Below are 18,374 nucleotides of genomic sequence, written 5' to 3'. Positions count from 1 at the left end.
GACGGTCTATTTTGCAAAGGCCCGGCCCTGCTGACGATGGCGCTAAAACGGTTCACTCTAGCGACGCAGCCCCTTCGGTCTGACACCCCTTCCCCACCCGAGGAAATGCCCCATGAATCAGCCCAGTCCCAGTCGTGTAACCCGTGAACGACACGGTCATGTCCTGATGATCGGTCTGGATCGGGTGGCCAAACGTAATGCCTTCGACCTCGACCTGCTCAACGAACTCAGCCTGGCCTATGGTGAGTTCGAGGCCGACAGCGAGGCGCGGGTGGCGGTGGTGTTCGGCCATGGCGAGCATTTTACTGCCGGGCTCGATCTGGTCAGCGCCGGCGCGGCCCTGGCCGAAGGCTGGCAGGCGCCGCCCGGTGGCTGCGACCCATGGGGCGTGCTCGCAGGCCCTCGGGTCAGCAAACCGGTGATTGTCGCGGCGCAAGGCTACTGCCTGACCGTTGGCATCGAGCTGATGCTGGCCGCCGACATCAACCTGTGCGCCAGCAATACCCGTTTTGCCCAGAAGGAAGTGCAGCGCGGAATCTTCCCGTTTGGCGGCGCGACCTTGCGCCTGCATCAGGTCGCCGGCTGGGGCAATGCCATGCGCTGGCTGCTCACCGGCGATGAATTCGACGCCCATGACGCCTTGCATCTGGGGTTGGTGCAGGAGGTCATGGCCAGCGAGGATTTGTTGCCGCGGGCCATTGAATTGGCGGAGCGGATTGCCCGACAGGCACCGCTGGGGGTTCAGGCGACGTTGATGTCGGCCCGGCAGGCACGCTATGAGGGTGAAATGGCGGCAGCTCAGGCCTTGCCGGCGCTGGTGAAAAAATTGTTGAACAGCGAGGATGCCAAGGAGGGTGTGCGGTCGATGATCGAGAAGCGGCCGGGGGTTTTCAAAGGGGTTTGAGGGATGTATTGGCTGCGAGGCCCTCTTCGCGAGCAAGCCCGCTCCCACATTAGAACGCGATCCAATGTGGGAGCGGGCTTGCTCGCGAAGGGGCCCTTACAGGCAACCATTCAAGTCGCAGGCCGAATCGCCTTGATCAACGACTGCAACGAATACCCCAATCGCGGTGCCAGGCCTTCAGCGCGCGCGATCAGCCCATCCATGTCCAGTTCCTGATCCAGCTCCGATGGCACGATCAGAATTACGTTGCCCTCTTTGACTGGCAACTCCCAGTAATGCCGGTGATAGAGACCGCGCAACAACGCCGCCCCCAACGGTCGACCATCGTCGGTGGCCCACTGGTTGATCACCAGCCAGCCACCCGGGTTCAACCGTTTCTGACAGTTTTCCAGAAAACCCCAGGCCAGATGCCCGACACCCGGCCCGACATCGGTATAGAGGTCGACGAAAATCAGATCGGCCGGCTCAGCCGTTTCGAGTAGTTCCAAGGCATCGCCGACGCGGATGTACAGGCGTGGATCGTCATCGAGCCCGAGGTATTCGATGGCCAGGCGCGGTACATCCGGGCGCAGCTCGATGGCTTCGACGTCTTCCAGCGGCAGGAACTTGAGGCAAGCCTGGGTCAGCGTGCCTGCACCGAGCCCGAGAAACAGCGCGCTTTCCGGCAGCTCGTGGCACAGCGCGCCAATCAGCATCGCCCGGGTGTAATCGTACTCGAGCCAGCTCGGGTCAGCGGTGAACACACAGCTCTGTTCGATGGCATCACCGAACTCCAGGAAACGGTAATCGGCCACTTCCAGCACGCGAATCACGCCGAACTCATCCTGTACCTCGGCGAGCAGATGCTCGACGCGCTCCTCAGTCATTTCGTCTCCTGATCGTCACCGGGATCCGGCAACGTAATAAGACCGCGTGGGTGGCGCGGCAAAGGCGCGATTGTCCGCGAAGCGACGGGAACAGGTCACGCACTAATTGCTGATAACATAACCGTCCGAGCGTAAAACACTAGAGACTGCAATGAGCCAACCCTGGAGCCCTGACAGCTGGCGCGCCCTGCCGATCCAGCAACAACCTCAATACCCCGACGCAGCGCATTTGCTGCACGTCGAGCAAACCCTGGCGAGCTATCCGCCGCTGGTGTTTGCCGGTGAAGCCCGGGAGTTGCGCCGTCAGTTTGCCGAAGTGACCCAGGGCCGGGCGTTTCTGTTGCAGGGCGGCGACTGCGCCGAGAGCTTCGCCGAATTCTCCGCCGCGAAAATTCGTGACACGTTTAAAGTGTTGCTGCAAATGGCGATCGTCATGACCTTCGCCGCCGGTTGCCCGGTGGTCAAGGTCGGACGCATGGCCGGCCAGTTCGCCAAACCCCGTTCGGCCAACGATGAAACCATCAACGGCGTGACGCTGCCGGCTTACCGTGGCGATATCGTCAACGGCATCGGTTTCGACGAAAAAAGCCGTGTACCGGACCCGGATCGTCTGCTGCAGTCTTACCACCAGTCCACCGCGACCCTGAACCTGCTGCGTGCCTTTGCCCAGGGCGGCTTTGCCGACCTGCATCAGGTGCACAAGTGGAACCTGGACTTCATCGCCAACTCGGCGCTGGCCGAGAAATACAGCCATCTGGCCGACCGCATCGATGAAACCCTGGCCTTCATGCGCGCCTGCGGCATGGACAGCTCGCCACAACTGCGCGAAACCAGTTTCTTCACCGCCCACGAAGCGCTGCTGCTGAACTATGAAGAAGCCTTCGTGCGTCGCGACAGCCTGACCAACGACTACTACGATTGCTCGGCCCACATGCTGTGGATCGGCGACCGTACCCGTCAACTGGACGGTGCGCATGTCGAATTCCTGCGTGGGGTGCACAACCCGATCGGCGTGAAGGTCGGCCCGAGCATGAACCCCGAAGACCTGATTCGCCTGATCGATGTGCTCAACCCGGACAACGACCCGGGTCGCCTGAACCTGATTGCGCGGATGGGCGCGAACAAGGTCGGCGATCACCTGCCGCAGCTGATCCGCGCAGTGCAGCGCGAGGGCAAGCAGGTGCTTTGGAGCTCCGACCCGATGCACGGCAATACCATCAAGGCCAGCAGCGGCTACAAGACCCGCGACTTCGCGCAGATCCTTGGCGAAGTGAAACAGTTCTTCCAGGTTCACGAAGCGGAAGGCAGTTATGCCGGCGGCATCCACATCGAAATGACCGGGCAGAACGTCACCGAATGCATCGGCGGCGCGCGGCCGATTACCGAGGATGGGTTGTCGGATCGTTACCACACCCACTGCGACCCACGGATGAATGCCGATCAGTCGCTGGAATTGGCGTTTTTGATTGCTGAAACCCTGAAGCAGGTTCGGCGCTAAACCGCATTAAACCCTTCGCGGGCAAGCCTCGCTCCTACAGGAATTCACGATCCCTTGTAGGAGCGAGGCTCGCCCGCGAAGGCGTCGGTTCAATCACCCTCAATCTGTGCCAATGCCACCCGCAACCGCGCCGCACTTGCCCGCGGGCAATTCAATTGAATCTGCGCAAGCCCCAACCAATCCGCCATCTGCCGCAGATTCACCGCCAACGCCAACATCCCCGCCTCATCCAGCCCCGGCTCCTCCTCGTGCACGGCATGCACCGCCAACCGGCCCAACGCCCGTTCGGCGCGCAAGTCGACCCGCGCAGCAACCCGCTCATTGTGCAAAAACGGCAATACGTAATAGCCATAGATGCGCTTGTGCTGCGGCGTATAAATCTCCAGCCGATAACGGAAATCGAACAATCGCTCGGTACGACTGCGCTCCCAGATCAGCGAATCGAACGGTGAAAGCAGCGCACTGGCCTCAACCTTGCGCGGTACTTTCGGCTCTGCCAGGCAATAGGCCGGTTGCCGCCAGCCTTCAACTTCACAGACCCGCAGATCACCCGCCTCTACCAACTCCGCCAGCCGCGGCCGGCTGTCTGCCGGGCTCAGGCGAAAATAATCCCGCAAGTCCTTTTCTGTACCGACACCCAAAGCCGTGGCAGCGTGCAGTAACAGGCCGCGCTGAGCCTCGGCCTCGCCGAGCAAAGGCTGCTGAAGAATCGCCGAAGGAATCACCCGCTCCGGCAAATCATAAAGCCGTTCGAACCCGCGCCGGCCGGCCACGGTCACTTCACCGGCAGCGAACAACCATTCCAGCGCATGCTTTTCCGCGCTCCAGTCCCACCACGGCCCTGCCCGCTCCTGACGGGTCGACAAACTGCCCGCACCCAGCGCACCGAGTTCCTGAACCGACGCCAACACGCGGCGAATCGTGTCTTGCTGCTCACGACCGAAGCGCGCCAGTCGCTGATAGATATCTTCGCCGCGGGTTGCACGCTGCATGCGCCAGCGCATCAAGGGGTACATCGACAAGGGCAACAAAGACGCTTCATGGCCCCAGTACTCGAACAATGTGCGTCGACGGCCCTGACTCCAGGCAGCCTGATCGAGCAAGTCGGAGGAGTAATTGCCAAGACGGGAAAACAAGGGAAGGTAGTGCGAACGCACCAACGCATTGACCGAATCGATCTGCAGAATGCCCAGGCGCTCGATCAGCCGGTTGAGCTGAACCGGTTTGATCGCCGCCGGCGGCTGACGCCCATTGAACCCTTGGGCAGCCAGCGCCAGACGCCGAGCCTGTTTGAGGGAAAAAGACAGTGTGGCGGGCATGAGCATCTCCTTGTCTGCTCGCAACCTACCTCACCCGCAAGTGGTTTGTGTAGCGATGGCATCATCATTTATGCATCGGATCATCCCAGAACGGTCTTACCGTCTCATGCTCCACATCCGCACGGCTCACGCCGATATCCTTCAGTGCTTCGTCGCTCAAGCCCGCCAACATTTCACGTTCACGGTGAAGTTCGTACCAGCGACTAAACTTGTGCAGCAGATCGGATACCGCGTGGATTGAGAATTTTTGTTCCGTTACATGCTCGTTGTGACCTTTCATCGTGTTGCCCTCCTTTAGGGATGGCTCAAGTCTCGCGCCAGCGCTAAGATCAATCCAACGAATGTTTCTGATGGCATACATCTCGGAGATTGATGAATGTCCGCCTACCCCAGTATCGACACCGATGTACTGCGCACCTTCGTCGCGATTGCCGATCAGGGCGGTTTTACCCGCGCCGGTGAAATGGTCAACCGCACCCAGTCGGCGGTGAGCATGCAGATGAAACGCCTGGAAGAGGACGTGTTACAGCGCCAGCTGTTCGAACGCGACGGGCGCCAGGTCAAGCTGACCGCCGAAGGCCAGGTATTGCTGGGCTATGCGCGGCGCATCCTCAAACTCCACAGCGAAGTCTTCAATACCCTGCGCGAGCCGCACATGGTCGGCACGGTACGCATCGGCACACCCGACGATTACGTCATGCGCTTTCTGCCGGGCATCCTGTCGCGCTTCGCGCAGTTCTACCCGCTGATCCAGATCGAGGTTCACTGCGAATCGACCCGGCAGCTGTTGCAGCGCCAGGACCTGGACCTGTCCATCGTCACCCGCGAGCCGGGCAACGAGATCGGCCAACTGCTGCGCAAGGAGCGTTTTGTCTGGGCCGAAGCCCAATGCTTCAGCGCCCATGAGCAAACACCGCTGCCGTTGGCGATGTTCAACAGTGATTGTTTCTGCCGCCTCTGGGCATGCAATGCCCTGGATGCCATGGGCCGCGACTACCGCATTGCCTACAACAGCTCCAGCCTGTCGGCATTGATGGCCGTGGTCAGCGCGGGTCTGGCGATCACCGCGCAGCTGGAAAGCCTGATCACACCGGACATGCGTATCCTTGGCGCCAACGAAGACCTGCCGCTGCTGCCGGAAGCCAGCATCATGCTGATCCGCAACCTGAACAACCCTTCGCCGATCACCGAATGCCTGGCCGAGCACATCGTCGAAGGTTTCAAACTTTAAACGCGAGCATCACCGCACAAACCACCAGAAAACCACAGAACAGCCCGCGCAGAAGCCGCTCCGGCAATGCGTGGGCAATTCTCACGCCCCAACTGATGCTCATCAATCCACCAACCGCCAACGGCACACCGATCGCCCAATGCACCTGATGGTGCACCGCATAAGTCGCCAGGGTGACGCCCGTACTCGGCAACGCCAGCGCCAGCGCCAATCCCTGGGCAACCACTTGAGTGGTACCGAACAGGCTGGTCAACACCGGCGTTGCCACCACCGCCCCGCCCACTCCGAACAGTCCGCCCATCGTCCCGGAAGCCGCGCCGAGCACACCCAGCCACGGCCAGGAATAGCGCATCTGCGAAGAGGCCGGTGCGTTGGTGGTGAAACATTCGCATCAGGTTGTAGGCCGACAGCGCGATCAGGAAAGCGACGAAGCCCAAGCGCATGGTTTGCGCATCGATACCCACCGCCCAGATCGAACCGATCCAGGCAAAGCAGAACCCCATCGAGGCCAGTGGCAGCGCATGCTGCAATTCGATGCGATTGCGCTGGTGATAGCGCCACAGCGCCAGCATCACGTTCGGCACCACCATCACCAGCGCCGTGCCTTGGGCGATCTGCTGATCGAGACCGAACCACACGCCCAGCAGCGGGATCGCGACCAACCCGCCACCAATGCCGAACAGGCCGCCGAGGGTTCCCAAGGCCGCGCCAAAAACCAGATACAACATGAACTCAATCACGGGGCGTTTTTCCTTTTGTGAGGCTGTTCATCCTACGCAGTCGGCTCTGGCGGGGAAACGCACAGCAACGCACAATGGCTGTGCCAATTTCGCACAAGCGCAAACAAAACCATGAACCCCAATCAATTGACCGAACAACTTGGCCTGTTTCTCGATGTGCTGGAAAGCGGCAGTTTTTCCGCTGCGTCCCGACGCCATCCATTGACGCCTTCGGCTGTGGCGCGACGCATTGACAGCCTGGAAAACGCCGTTGGCAGCCAGTTGTTCATTCGCAGCACCCATGCGGTGCGCGCTACCCCGGCCGGGTTGGCTTTTGCTGAGCGTGCGCGGCGGATCGTCGCTGAACTGCGCCTGGCCCGGGCGGAAGCGGTGTCCCTGAGCAGTGCGCCTGAAGGCTTGATTAGGGTGGATGCGCCGGCAGCGTTCGGACGACGACACCTGGCGCCGGTGATTGCCGATTTCCTGACGCTTTACCCTGGCCTCGACGTGCAATTGCACCTGATCGACAGCTTTGTCGACATGCAAGGCTCGAATCTGGGCAAGGTCGATCTGGTGTTGCGTGCCGGGCAGATGGCCGATACCCGACTGGTGGCGACGCCGCTGGCGAGCATGGTGCGCATCGCCTGCGCCAGCCCCGATTACTTGCAACGCCGTGGCGTGCCGACCGATCCGGCGCAGTTGGTCGACCATGATGGCCTCGACTGGGAGGGCTTGGCTCCGCCCTTCGCCTGGCGCTTCGAACGGGATGGGCAGAAGCACTTGCACCGGCCAGCGCGAATCCGCATGAGCGCCAACAATGCCGAGGCGCTGGTCTGCGGTGCACTGGCCGGGTTGGGCATCGCGCACTTGCCGACCTGGCTGGCCAGCGAATATTTATTACGCGGCGAACTGCTGCCGCTGTTCTGCGAAAACGGCCTGCCAAAACCGGAAAGCACCGGCATTTATGCGTTGCGCCTGGAGCAGCAACCCAGTTCGCGCAGCCGCTTGTTACTGGAATACCTGAAGACCCGTTTCAGCCCCATACCGCCGTGGGATCTGTCGCTACAAACCAATCTGGACCGCCACTAGTCCAGAATTATCTGGCGCATTAAAGATTCGCCCGCTAGATTTATGACGATCACTGATCAAGGCTTTGAAATGAACACCGAGCGCAACAACCCGGACAACTGCGACGACCTGCTGCTGGACAATCAGGTCTGCTTCGCCCTGCATTCCACCTCGCTGCTGATGACCAAGGTTTACAAGCCACTGCTGCAAGCGCTGGGCCTGACCTATCCGCAGTACTTGGCAATGATGGTGTTGTGGGAAAAGGATGGGCTGACGGTCGGCGAAATCAGCACCCGACTGCTGACCGATCCCGGCTCCCTCACCCCACTGCTCAAGCGCCTGGAGGCCGAAGGCCTGCTGAGCCGCACCCGCAGCCGTGAAGACGAGCGAGTAGTGATTGTCGAACTGACCGAGCAAGGCCGTGCACTGCGAGACAAGGCACGGGGCATTCCCCAGTGCATCCTTGGTGCCAGCGGACAAACGCTGGAACAGCTGAAAAAGCTGCAAGCGGATCTTCAAGCGCTGCGTAGTCATCTGCAAGACAGCCTTTAGACCGCGTAATCGTTCTTCGCGGGCAAGCCTCGCTCCTACAGGTTTTCGGTCATAGCATAATTTGTAAACGACACAAAACCTGTAGGAGCGAGGCTTGCCCGCGAAGACGTCCTCCCCGTCGCAAAAAAAATTTCACCACGCAAAAATCCGCACGAAAGCCTCTACCTCAAGCCTCTCCTCCCCAATCGAATTGCTGAATGACGACTCAAAACAAATTTTTTCGAAAATTTATCTTGCGCACTAAATATTAGCGAGCTACATTCACCTCGCACTTACTTAGCGCGCAAACATTTAGCGCAAAAATATCAAAACCCGAACGAGGCTCACACCATGCAAACTCTCTACACCGCAATCGCAACCTCCACTGGCGGCCGTGACGGTCGTTCGATCTCCAGCGACAACGTCCTCGATGTCAAACTCGCCACCCCGAAAGAACTCGGTGGTGCTGGCGGTGCGGCAACCAACCCTGAACAACTGTTCGCAGCCGGCTACTCCGCCTGCTTCATCGGCGCGCTGAAATTCGTCGCCAGCCAGACCAAACGCAAAATCCCGGACGACGCATCGATCACCGCCCATGTCGGCATCGGCCAGATCCCTGGCGGTTTCGGTCTGGACATCGACCTGCACATCAGCCTGCCGGGCCTTGAACAAGCCGACGCACAAAGCCTGGTCGAAGCTGCCCACCAGGTTTGCCCGTACTCCAACGCCACCCGTGGCAACGTCGATGTGCGCCTGCACGTTACCGTCTAACTGCTGACTCCAAGGCCTGACAGGAAATGAATATGAACACTTTCAGCAACGTCTTGACCGGTACCCTACTCGCCCTGTCCATCAACAGTGCATTCGCAGGCAATGGGGTTGAACACAACACCCAGGCGTTCCTCGATGTACTGAATGCCGGCACCGGCAAACCGATGGAACAGCTCACCCCTGCCGATGCCCGCGCGGTGTTGGTGGGCGCGCAGGCCGGGGTGAAACTGACGCTGCCCAAAGCCGATATCAGCGAGAAAACCATCCAGGTCGACGGCCAACCGATCAGCCTGACCATCGTTCGGCCGGCCGGTGTCAAAGGCGAGCTGCCGGTGTTCATGTTCTTCCACGGCGGTGGTTGGGTGCTGGGGGATTTCCCGACCCACGAACGGCTGGTTCGGGATTTGGTAACGGGTTCGGGCGCGGCGGCGGTGTTCGTCAATTACACCCCGTCGCCGGAGGCGCATTACCCGGTGGCGATCAACCAGGCCTACGCTGCGACGAAGTGGGTGGCCGAGCACGGTAAAGAAATCAACGTCGACGGCAAACGTCTGGCCGTGGCCGGCAACAGCGTCGGCGGCAACATGGCAGCCGTGGTTGCGCTGATGGCCAAAGATAAAGGCACGCCGGCGATTAGGTATCAGGTGTTGTTGTGGCCGGTGACTGACGCCAGCTTCGAAACGGCGTCTTACAACCAGTTCGCCGAGGGGCACTTCCTCACCAAAAACATGATGAAGTGGTTCTGGGACAACTACACCACTGATGCCAAGCAACGGAACGAGATCTACGCCTCACCGCTGCGGGCGACCACTGCGCAACTCAAGGGCTTGCCACCCGCGCTGGTGCAGACAGCCGGCGCCGATGTGCTGCGCGATGAAGGTGAAGCCTACGCCCGTAAACTCGATGAGGCTGGCGTAGCGGTCACGTCGGTTCGCTACAACGGCATGATCCATGACTACGGCTTGCTCAATGTCGTGAGCCAGGTGCCCGCGGTGCGTTCGGCGATGTTGCAGGCTTCTGAAGAGCTCAAGCAACACCTGAAATAACAACCTTTGTAGGAGCGAGGCTTGCCCGCGAAGGCGTAGTGTCAGTTGGCATCAATGTCGAATGATTAATCGCCTTCGCGGGCAAGCCTCGCTCCTACAAGGGCACGCACAAAAAAGCCCGACTCAATGGTCGGGCTTTTTCATTCCTCAAGCTGTGCTTATTTAGCACGGCCTTTGTAGGAACCGCCTTCGCGGGTATCGATCTCGATCATGTCGCCGATTTCGATGAAGTCAGCAACCGACAGCTCGGTACCGTTCTTCAGTTTGGCAGGCTTCATCACCTTGCCGGAAGTGTCACCGCGAGCGGAACCTTCGGTGTAGTCAACCTGACGCACGATAGTGGTCGGCAGTTCTACGGAAACCAGACGCTCTTCGAAGAAGATCGCTTCGCAAACATCGGTCATGCCTTCTTCAACGAAAGGCAGAACGGCTTCGATGTCTTCAGCGTTCAGCTCGTACATGGTGTAGTCAGTGGTGTCCATGAACGTGTAGGTGTCGCCGCTGATGAAGGACAGGGTCGCTTCTTTGCGGTCGAGGATTACGTCGTCCAGCTTGTCATCGGCGCTGTAACGATCTCGGTCTTGTAACCGGTCAGCAGGTTTTTCAGCTTGGTCTTCATGATCGCGCTGTTACGACCCGACTTGGTGAATTCAGCTTTCTGAACCAGCCAAGGAGCGTTTTCGAGACGGATCACGGTACCGGGTTTCAGTTCTTTACCAGTTTTCATTGCGAATATCCGAATTTGGATGGGATTTACAAAAATCTAGGCCGCGTATCATATCCAATTTAGGTAAAACTGTACCAGCGCTGCGGCAAGATCTGCCTGCAAGGCTTGTTCCAGACACCATGTCTCGGCATGTTTTTCCAGTTCAGGCCAGTGTTTGCGGGTTGATTTCCAGTGATCGGTCATTGTCTCACCTGCATTCCATGCCCGCCATAGACCGCTGATCGCCTCGCGGGCGGGCCCGGACAGGCCTTGGGTGTACAGGGCCAGGAAGGCGTCGAGCTTATCCAGATGGATATCTTCGTCCTGCCGATAGATGTGCCAGAGCAGCGGCCGGCCTGCCCATTGGGCGCGGACGAAGGAGTCTTCGCCACGCACAGCGTTGAAATCGCAGCTCCACAGCAGCAGGTCATATTGATCCTGCCGGACGAACGGCAGCACTTGCACGGTCAAGGCGCTGCGCACATGCACCGCCCCGGCCGTCAGCCCATCCACCCCGAGCCAGCGTTCGACGTCGCCGAGAATCCGCCCTTCGGGCACCAGCAGATGAGTCGGCGTCGAGTCGCCAGCCATCGCGTCGAGCCAACTGGCCAGCCCGGTATTTTCGTAGGCAAACAGCGAGATCAGTTGGGCATTCGGCGCGCGATCAATTCCCAAGCCTTGCAGGAATTCTTGCTGAGCTTGCGGACTTTGCTGAAACTGCCGACGCCGCTCCAGCAATCCGCTTTCACGCAACAAGCCACCAGTGCCCTTGCGAAAGCCCGGGAAGAAAAAGAACTTCTGCACGTTCTTGTACTTCACCGATGGCAAGCCGTGGCAGCCGACGACCCAGTCTTCGGCACTCAGGTAATCGAGGTTCATCCACAGCGGCGGTTTTTCCCGTTCGGCCATGGCCTCCATGTAGGCACTCGGTAACTGGCAGGCGAACGCGGCGATGACGACATCGGCGGCTTCGGTGGGCTGCCAGTCCGCCGACCATTGTCGCACCTCGACACCCTGCTGCCACTGCTGCGCAGCGTTGATGTCGATGTCCGGACACAAACGCTCGAAGGCGCGCAGATCATCGACCCACAAGCGCACCGCCATTGAATGTTCGGCCACCAGTTGTCGGGCCAGGCGCCAGGTCACACCGATGTCGCCGAAGTTGTCGACCACGGTGCAAAAAATATCCCAGCGCCAGCGGTTTTTCACTTGAGGCATTTCAGGCATTCCAGGCTCCCGTTGGCAAAGGCGCCGATTGTCCGCATAAATTACCCCGTGCAGAAGAGCCGACGGCGATAAATCTTCATGCGACAATCGCCACTCGCCCGCGACCACCCGCCAGGAGGCAGTAATGCCCTACCGTCCCAACCCGCGCCGTCCCTTGCCGATCCAGTTTAATGCGCTGCAACTGACCGGCAGTATTGCCCTCGGTTTGTGGCTGGGATTCATCGCGATCGCACTGACTTGCTGGCTCGCCTGGCGCTTGTTGTTCAACGAGCAATTGGCGCCCTTGGCCCAGGCGGTGGAGCAACTGGCCAAGCCACCGGTGATTGAGCAACCCGCCTCGCAGAACCCGATGTTCGAACAGTACGAGGATCACCTGCGCAGGAATGAACAACAGCAAATGGTGGAACAGGCCAGAAGCAGCAAACACAACCTGTCCAATCCAAAATGCCAGTTCTGGCTGCAGCAGAATCAAACGGCGCCGAGCGAAAAAAGCCGCGCCAACGTCCTGCAATTCTGCGACTGATCAAGAAGCTCTCCATGCACAAGCCGACCGTCCACCAACTGATTATCGACAAGCTGCGGATCGATCTCGACATCGCCGAACGTGCCGCGCAAACCGCTTACGAAACCGCGACCCACGAAGAAAACATAGCCGAAAACAAGTACGACACGCTGGGGCTGGAGGCGTCTTATCTGGCGGCCGGACAGGCCAGACGAGTGGAAGAAATCAGGCAGTCATTGGCCCTTTGCCAGAACCTGACATTACGGCCTTATGACGATCAGCGCGGCATCGAAGTCGGTGCACTGATGGGCCTGGAAGACGAAAAGGGTCGCGAACAATGGCTGTTCCTGGCCCCCGACGCGGCCGGGCTGAAGATCGATCTGGTGGGGCAATGGATTACCGTCATTACCCCTCGCTCGCCGCTGGGCAAAAGCCTGCTGGGCAAGTTCGAAGGGGATGAAGTGGAGATTCTGGTGGCGGGCGCTCGGCAACAGTTTTCTGTCACCGAGGTGATCTAGCGATTAATGCACCGGCAGTTCAACGCCGTCGAACAGCTCTTCCAGTTCCTGTTTGTTGTGGCACTGAATGGCCTTGGCCATGACTTCGCGGGTCAGGTGTGGCGCGAATTTCTCGATGAAGTCGCACATGAAACCACGCAAGAAGGTGCCGCGACGGAAACCGATTTTGGTAATGCTGGATTCGAACAACTCGCTGGCATCGAGCACCACCAGATCGCTATCGAGTTTGGTGTCGACCGCCATTTTCGCCACGATGCCCACGCCCAGGCCCAGACGAACATAAGTTTTGATCACGTCGGCGTCGGCGGCGGTGAACACCACTTTGGGTGTCAGACCACGATGGCTGAAGGCTTCGTCGAGTTTCGAACGGCCGGTAAAACCGAACACGTACGTCACGATCGGGTATTCGGCCAAGGCTTCGAGAGTCAGCTTCGACAGCTTGGTCAGCGGGTGGCCTTGAGGCACGACCACGCAGCGGTTCCAGCGGTAGCACGGCATCATCACCAGGTCGCCGAACAACTCCAGCGCTTCGGTAGCGATGGCGAAATCGACGGTGCCGTCAGCGGCCATCTCGGCGATCTGCATCGGCGAACCCTGGTGCATGTGCAGGGCAACGTCCGGGTATTGCTTGATGAAATTGCTGATCACCGGTGGCAACGCATAACGCGCCTGGGTGTGCGTGGTGGCGATCGACAGGGTACCTTTTTTCTCGTTTGAGAATTCCTGGGCGATCTGCTTGATGCTTTCAACTTTGCGCAGGATTTCGCCGGCGGTGGTGATGATGCGCTCGCCAGCCGGGGTAACCCGGGTCAAGTGCTTGCCACTGCGGGCGAAAACCTCGACCCCCAATTCGTCTTCCAGCAGGCGGATCTGTTTGCTGATGCCCGGTTGCGAGGTGTAGAGGCTTTGGGCGGTAGCTGAAACGTTGAGGTCGTGGTGCGCCACTTCCCAGATGTAGCGCAATTGTTGAAGCTTCATATGAATCCCTCAAAGCAGGTAGACGCCACGGGCATCAGCGACGATATATAACTATATTAATGGTTTGATTAATAAATCTAGAACTTTTTTATCAAAACGCCATTATTCGTGTCCTAGCGATCCCCTTTGCGGCGACGTTCCATCAGCGGCACCAAATAGACCGGCACTCTGGACAGTTGCAACACGCGCGCAGCGGTTCGGCCCAATGGCGTTTCCGCGCCAGCGCCATGACTGTGACTTCCTACGATCAGCAAATCGACGGAGAGTTTCTGCGCCTGGTCGAGAATCACCTGCGACGGATCGCCCTGCAGCACCCGCACTGCCCGAATCCGTTCCAGGTCCTGCTCCCCCTCATCCCCCAGCTCTTCGCGAAAGCTGTCGAGCACCCGCTGCTCGATATTGGCAATCACCGTATTGAGGCCCTGACTGTGAAACTCGTTCAAGGCCTGCTCATCGAGGTAACTCTGAAGCACCGATTCGGCGAACAACCCCATCGGCTCAACCGCGTGCACCACATACAAGTCGGCATTGAATGTTCGAGCCAGTGCCAACGCATGCTGCATCACAAAAGGTGCGTACAGACCGAGGTCGGTGGCATACAGCATCGAATGAATCATAGGGACCTCCTTTAATGCCAACATGGCGGAGATTGATTCAGCTTAGCAGTGCCGTGGCGAGTGCGGCGTTCGGCTCAACGCATTGAACCGCAGCGCTTTAAATCGACGGCTCGTTACTGATGCCATGCGGCACGTGACCGGTGGCGACCACTTCGCGGGCCAGCTCGCAATGGCCGGCCTGGTCATCGAAAAATACGTCGGCAGCAAAGGCTTCGAGAAAAGCCGATTTGGTCAAACCGCCTAGGAACAGCGACTCGTCCAGACGGATGTCCCATTCGCGCAAGGTGCGGATCACCCGTTCATGGGCCGGCGCCGAGCGTGCAGTCACCAGTGCGGTGCGGATCGGACAGGCATCGTCGGGGAACTCGCGCTGCAGAAGGTTGAGCGCCGCGAGGAAACCTTTGAACGGCCCACCGCGCAAAGGCTCGCGGGCGGCCTCACGCTCGCTGGCCTGAAACGCTGCAAGGCCTCCCGATTGATAGACCCGCTCCGACTCATCGGAAAACAGTACCGCGTCACCGTCGAATGCAATGCGCAATTCATCGCTGGCGGCGCGACTGGCACCGCCCGACAGAATAGTCGCTGCCGCGAAACCGGCATCCAGCGCACTGCGCACATCGTCGGAATGGGTCGAAAGAAACAGGTCGCAACCAAAGGCCTTCAGGTACGGATAAGGACTGCGCCCGCCGACAAATGCCGCGCGCGAAATCGCCAAGCCATAATGATGAATCGAATTGAAAACCCGCAGGCCGGTGTCGGCGCTGTTGCGCGACACCAGGATTACCTCGACCCGGGCACGGCCGAGACTGGCGTTCAGGTTCAGGAGTTTTTCGACTAACGGGAACGCATCGCCGGGCTCGAGAATTTCGTCTTCGTGTTCGATCTGGTACTGCCGATAGGCCTCGACGCCGCTCGACAGATAAACCTTGTGGCTCTCGCTCAAGTCGAACAGTGCTCGCGAAGAAATCGCCAACACCAGTTTGTCGTCTATGCCATTGGCCATGCCCTTCCCTCTCCTTTTGACCGACTCAGTGATTACGTCGGTCGATAAAACTCAAGCTGCGATACAAGGCTTCTATTCGCGGCAACTCACATCCCGCCGCTTTCGCCGCTGCCAGTGGCCGAGTGTAGATGGCATCCAGCTCCAGCGGTCGCTTGTGCAGGAAGTCGTGGTACATGCTCGGCCAATAGTCGGGCATTTTCTCAGTCATCATGAACAGATAATCGGCGTAACCCGGCGGCATGTCGTGACCACAGGCCTTGGCCCCCTGAACCACCTCGGTCATCAAGGCCTGAATCAGCGCGCGGCTGTCGGCATCCGTCATCAATGGCGTGGTGCTGGCCCCAAGCAGAACCGACAGGCCGTTGTAGGGGATATTCCACACCAGTTTCTGCCAGCGCGCCTGATGCAGGTTCGGCATGGCCTGGGCGTCGATGCCGGCGGTGCGAAACAACCTGGCGCCCTCTTCGACGATGTTCATGCGCGCCTGTTCATCGGCGGCGGGGCCGCTGTGATAGCCGACGTTCACCGCACCGAGCGCCTGATGGGTAATGACCCCTGGGCCGGCGCGATGGACGCAAATCAGACAGAGCCCGCCCAGCAGGTGCAGCGAGTCGGGGAGCAACTCGCGCAGACTGTCTTCAACGTCCAGGCCATTTTGCAGCAACAGCACTTTGGCATCAGGCGCCGCGGCTTGAATAATGGCGGGGGCCAGGTCCGCGTTACTGGTGGTCTTGGCGCCCACCAGCAACCAGTCGCACGGCGGCATGTCGGCAGCCGACGAATAAGCCTGAACCGGGTTCAGGACCAGCGGCCCCAACGACGCATGATCAAGATGCAAGCCGCGTTCGGCCACCGCTGAAAACTCACTGCGCAACAGGAAATGCACATCGAAGCCGGCACGCGCGAGCATCAACCCGTAGAAACCACCGATCGCGCCGGTTCCGATAATGCCGATTGTCGGTTTGGTCCCTGTATCTGTCATGGCAACTCCTCTGCTTGTCGACTCAACGCCTGCCCCACGGCTTCGTTGAGCGCTGTGCGGGTCAAACGCGACTGTAGTGCCCCAAAGAATTCACCGTCGCGCACTACAAACAGCGCCGGTAAATGAAAGACCCGATAACGCTCGACCACGCCACCATTGTTCCCGGCATCGATCCAGCACAGTCGATCGACCGCCAGATCGAACGTGGGCAATTGCTCACGGGCAAAACGGCAACTCGCGCAGCCGACGCTGGTAAAGATCACCAGGGAAATGCCGTTCATCGCCAACAGCCGTTGGTCGGCGTCGAAATCGGTCAGTTCCGATTCGACCACTATACTGGGAGAAACGATGTCAGATGGCCGACACAGGGAGTCCGTGTTCATGGGACGTTATCTTCCTCATCCTGACGATGTACCCGTCGAATTGACGTTGCTCAAACATGAGTGCATTTCGCGGCAACAGCTGCACACTATCAGCCTCGGCGGCGTGGCTTGCAATTACCACCGCGGATGGCGAAGGGGCACCGCACTTCAAGTGCGCATGCCGACCCTGAGCACCACAATCTGTTACCTGGGCTATGTGGCGTGGTGCCTGCGACGAAAACGCAGCTACCTGGTGGGCATCGCTTTTGTCGACGAACAGACCCTGTTCAGCGCGCGAATGGGTGAGCAGGTTTGCCAGATCGAACGTTACTGCCGTCAGCACGAACTCCAAAGCGAACAGGTGAACAACCAGACCCTGGCCCTCGAATGGGTCCAGCTGCACGCCAACGAGTTCTCCCACGACACGGTTCGCAAGGCATTTGCATAGGTAATGCTGGATTAAACCGGTGTCTGCCCATTGTCGAGCCACGGTGTAACGCGCTAAGGTTCGGCTCCCCGACGCGCTTAATTTGCTGTGCTCCGCCGCGCGGGTTCGCTGGCGGCCGGCACCCGTGACCTGACGAGTAAACGATGGCTGATTTACCGATCAACGACCTTAACGTCGCCTCCAACGAGACCCTGATCACTCCCGATCAGCTCAAGCGTGATATCCCTCTGAGCGACGCTGCCCTGCGCACCGTCACCAAGGGCCGCGAAGTCATTCGCAACATTCTTGATGGCACCGACCACCGCCTGTTCGTCGTGATCGGGCCGTGCTCGATCCATGACATCAAGGCTGCCCACGAATACGCCGAGCGTCTGAAAGCACTCGCGGCAGAAGTGTCCGATACCTTGTATCTGGTCATGCGTGTGTATTTCGAGAAACCACGCACCACCGTCGGCTGGAAAGGCCTGATCAACGACCCGTACCTGGACGACTCGTTCAAGATTCAGGATGGCCTGCACATTGGTCGTCAGTTGCTGCTGGACCTGGCCGAAATGGGCCTACCGACCGCAACCGAAGCCCTCGACCCGATCTCCCCGCAATACTTGCAGGACCTGATCAGCTGGTCGGCGATCGGTGCACGCACCACCGAATCCCAGACTCACCGTGAAATGGCTTCCGGCCTGTCCTCGGCTGTCGGCTTCAAGAACGGCACCGATGGCGGCCTCACAGTGGCCATCAACGCCTTGCAATCGGTCTCCAGCCCGCACCGCTTCCTGGGCATCAACCAGGAAGGTGGCGTGTCGATCGTCACCACCAAGGGCAACGCCTACGGCCACGTGGTGTTGCGCGGCGGTAATGGCAAACCGAACTACGATTCGGTCAGCGTCGCGCTCTGCGAGCAAGCGCTGAACAAGGCGAAGATCAAGCCGAACATCATGGTCGATTGCAGCCACGCCAACTCCAACAAGGACCCGGCCCTGCAACCGCTGGTGATGGAGAACGTCGCCAACCAGATCCTCGAAGGCACCCAGTCGATCATCGGCCTGCTGGTCGAGAGTCACCTGACCTGGGGCTGCCA

At 59.4% G+C, this 18,374-nt stretch carries 20 protein-coding genes and 2 pseudogenes; 11 read left to right on the top strand and 11 right to left on the bottom strand.

The annotated features are described in order from the left end of the window. Window positions 1–112 precede the first annotated feature (112 nt). Entirely contained in the window at window positions 113–904 is a 792-nt protein-coding gene (locus tag ACIPLA_RS09250) for a crotonase/enoyl-CoA hydratase family protein (protein ID WP_192344086.1), read from the top strand. A 110-nt stretch (window positions 905–1,014) separates the two neighbouring features. Here ACIPLA_RS09250 and ACIPLA_RS09245 read toward each other — a convergent pair whose 3' ends face one another. After that, a complete protein-coding gene (locus ACIPLA_RS09245) occupies window positions 1,015–1,770 on the bottom strand; it encodes a spermidine synthase (protein ID WP_123501247.1) in 756 nt (251 codons plus the stop codon). A gap of 151 nt (window positions 1,771–1,921) precedes the next feature. On the opposite strand from ACIPLA_RS09245, the gene ACIPLA_RS09240 reads away from it, so the two are divergent. Next, window positions 1,922–3,268, top strand: a complete 1,347-nt coding sequence (locus ACIPLA_RS09240) for a class II 3-deoxy-7-phosphoheptulonate synthase (RefSeq protein WP_007899909.1) — start codon at window positions 1,922–1,924, stop codon at window positions 3,266–3,268. An 89-nt stretch (window positions 3,269–3,357) separates the two neighbouring features. On the opposite strand, the gene ACIPLA_RS09235 is transcribed toward ACIPLA_RS09240, so the two are convergent. Further along, the gene (locus ACIPLA_RS09235) at window positions 3,358–4,587 is read right to left on the bottom strand and encodes a winged helix-turn-helix domain-containing protein (RefSeq protein WP_218397504.1); all 1,230 of its coding nucleotides are present in this window, start codon (window positions 4,585–4,587) and stop codon (window positions 3,358–3,360) included. A gap of 64 nt (window positions 4,588–4,651) precedes the next feature. Next, window positions 4,652–4,867, bottom strand: coding sequence for a DUF1127 domain-containing protein (locus tag ACIPLA_RS09230; protein ID WP_008075682.1), 216 nt, complete (start codon window positions 4,865–4,867; stop codon window positions 4,652–4,654). Window positions 4,868–4,963: 96 nt separating this feature from the next. Here ACIPLA_RS09230 and ACIPLA_RS09225 point away from each other — a divergent pair, with 96 nt between their 5' ends. Beyond that, window positions 4,964–5,818 carry a LysR substrate-binding domain-containing protein gene (locus ACIPLA_RS09225; RefSeq protein WP_007899911.1) on the top strand — a complete coding sequence of 285 codons (855 nt, stop codon included), beginning with the start codon at window positions 4,964–4,966 and terminating at the stop codon, window positions 5,816–5,818. Here ACIPLA_RS09225 and ACIPLA_RS09220 read toward each other — a convergent pair. Then, window positions 5,808–6,546, bottom strand: a pseudogene (locus ACIPLA_RS09220) (sulfite exporter TauE/SafE family protein). The gene ACIPLA_RS09225 and the pseudogene ACIPLA_RS09220 overlap by 11 nt on opposite strands. 123 nt (window positions 6,547–6,669) lie before the next feature. On the opposite strand from ACIPLA_RS09220, the gene ACIPLA_RS09215 reads away from it, so the two are divergent. The 4 genes from ACIPLA_RS09215 to ACIPLA_RS09200 all read left to right on the top strand — a co-directional run bounded on the left by ACIPLA_RS09215 (window position 6,670) and on the right by ACIPLA_RS09200 (window position 9,953). Continuing rightward, window positions 6,670–7,626 (top strand): LysR family transcriptional regulator, encoded by a 957-nt coding sequence (locus ACIPLA_RS09215; RefSeq protein ID WP_401172991.1) that lies wholly within the window; start codon window positions 6,670–6,672, stop codon window positions 7,624–7,626. 69 nt (window positions 7,627–7,695) lie between these two features. Then, on the top strand, window positions 7,696–8,157 hold the full coding sequence (locus ACIPLA_RS09210; RefSeq protein WP_007899914.1) for a MarR family winged helix-turn-helix transcriptional regulator: 462 nt from the start codon (window positions 7,696–7,698) through the stop codon (window positions 8,155–8,157). A 330-nt stretch (window positions 8,158–8,487) separates the two neighbouring features. Continuing rightward, a complete protein-coding gene (locus ACIPLA_RS09205) occupies window positions 8,488–8,907 on the top strand; it encodes an organic hydroperoxide resistance protein (protein ID WP_401172990.1) in 420 nt (139 codons plus the stop codon). Window positions 8,908–8,939: 32 nt separating this feature from the next. Further along, window positions 8,940–9,953 (top strand): alpha/beta hydrolase fold domain-containing protein, encoded by a 1,014-nt coding sequence (locus ACIPLA_RS09200; RefSeq protein WP_401172989.1) that lies wholly within the window; start codon window positions 8,940–8,942, stop codon window positions 9,951–9,953. A 158-nt stretch (window positions 9,954–10,111) separates the two neighbouring features. Here the strand turns inward: ACIPLA_RS09200 and ACIPLA_RS09195 are convergent. Both ACIPLA_RS09195 and earP read right to left on the bottom strand, forming a co-directional pair. After that, window positions 10,112–10,680, bottom strand: a pseudogene (locus ACIPLA_RS09195) (elongation factor P). A 48-nt stretch (window positions 10,681–10,728) separates the two neighbouring features. Next, on the bottom strand, window positions 10,729–11,886 hold the full coding sequence (earP, locus tag ACIPLA_RS09190; RefSeq protein ID WP_401172988.1) for an elongation factor P maturation arginine rhamnosyltransferase EarP: 1,158 nt from the start codon (window positions 11,884–11,886) through the stop codon (window positions 10,729–10,731). 124 nt (window positions 11,887–12,010) lie between these two features. Between earP and ACIPLA_RS09185 the strand changes: the two genes are divergently transcribed. Then, the gene (locus tag ACIPLA_RS09185; RefSeq protein WP_008075695.1) at window positions 12,011–12,409 is read left to right on the top strand and encodes a hypothetical protein; all 399 of its coding nucleotides are present in this window, start codon (window positions 12,011–12,013) and stop codon (window positions 12,407–12,409) included. Window positions 12,410–12,423: 14 nt separating this feature from the next. Beyond that, window positions 12,424–12,906, top strand: a complete 483-nt coding sequence (locus tag ACIPLA_RS09180) for a transcription elongation factor GreAB (protein ID WP_401172987.1) — start codon at window positions 12,424–12,426, stop codon at window positions 12,904–12,906. 3 nt (window positions 12,907–12,909) lie between these two features. On the opposite strand, the gene cysB is transcribed toward ACIPLA_RS09180, so the two are convergent. From cysB to ACIPLA_RS09155, 5 genes are all read right to left on the bottom strand, one after another. Beyond that, on the bottom strand, window positions 12,910–13,884 hold the full coding sequence (gene cysB, locus ACIPLA_RS09175; RefSeq protein WP_007899921.1) for an HTH-type transcriptional regulator CysB: 975 nt from the start codon (window positions 13,882–13,884) through the stop codon (window positions 12,910–12,912). Between the two features lie 113 nt (window positions 13,885–13,997). Further along, window positions 13,998–14,501 (bottom strand): universal stress protein, encoded by a 504-nt coding sequence (locus ACIPLA_RS09170; RefSeq protein WP_007899922.1) that lies wholly within the window; start codon window positions 14,499–14,501, stop codon window positions 13,998–14,000. 97 nt (window positions 14,502–14,598) lie between these two features. Continuing rightward, window positions 14,599–15,504, bottom strand: a complete 906-nt coding sequence (locus ACIPLA_RS09165) for a 5'-nucleotidase (protein ID WP_008075703.1) — start codon at window positions 15,502–15,504, stop codon at window positions 14,599–14,601. A gap of 25 nt (window positions 15,505–15,529) precedes the next feature. After that, window positions 15,530–16,486, bottom strand: coding sequence for a putative 2-dehydropantoate 2-reductase (locus ACIPLA_RS09160; protein ID WP_401172986.1), 957 nt, complete (start codon window positions 16,484–16,486; stop codon window positions 15,530–15,532). Next, a complete protein-coding gene (locus ACIPLA_RS09155; protein WP_123501229.1) occupies window positions 16,483–16,869 on the bottom strand; it encodes a co-chaperone YbbN in 387 nt (128 codons plus the stop codon). Before ACIPLA_RS09155 ends, ACIPLA_RS09160 begins: the two co-directional genes overlap by 4 nt. Between ACIPLA_RS09155 and ACIPLA_RS09150 the strand changes: the two genes are divergently transcribed. Both ACIPLA_RS09150 and ACIPLA_RS09145 read left to right on the top strand, forming a co-directional pair. Further along, window positions 16,868–17,296, top strand: a complete 429-nt coding sequence (locus ACIPLA_RS09150; protein ID WP_192344076.1) for a PilZ domain-containing protein — start codon at window positions 16,868–16,870, stop codon at window positions 17,294–17,296. The two genes, ACIPLA_RS09155 and ACIPLA_RS09150, sit on opposite strands and share 2 nt — an antisense overlap. A gap of 143 nt (window positions 17,297–17,439) precedes the next feature. Further along, a partial coding sequence (locus ACIPLA_RS09145; RefSeq protein WP_401172985.1) for a 3-deoxy-7-phosphoheptulonate synthase occupies window positions 17,440–18,374 on the top strand: 935 nt, incomplete at its 3' end.

This window comes from Pseudomonas sp. NPDC086112, from assembly GCF_044746425.1.
Classification (GTDB): domain Bacteria; phylum Pseudomonadota; class Gammaproteobacteria; order Pseudomonadales; family Pseudomonadaceae; genus Aquipseudomonas.
The sequence above is the reverse complement of the archived record's forward strand: the minus strand, read 5'-3'. Positions and strand labels throughout refer to the sequence as shown.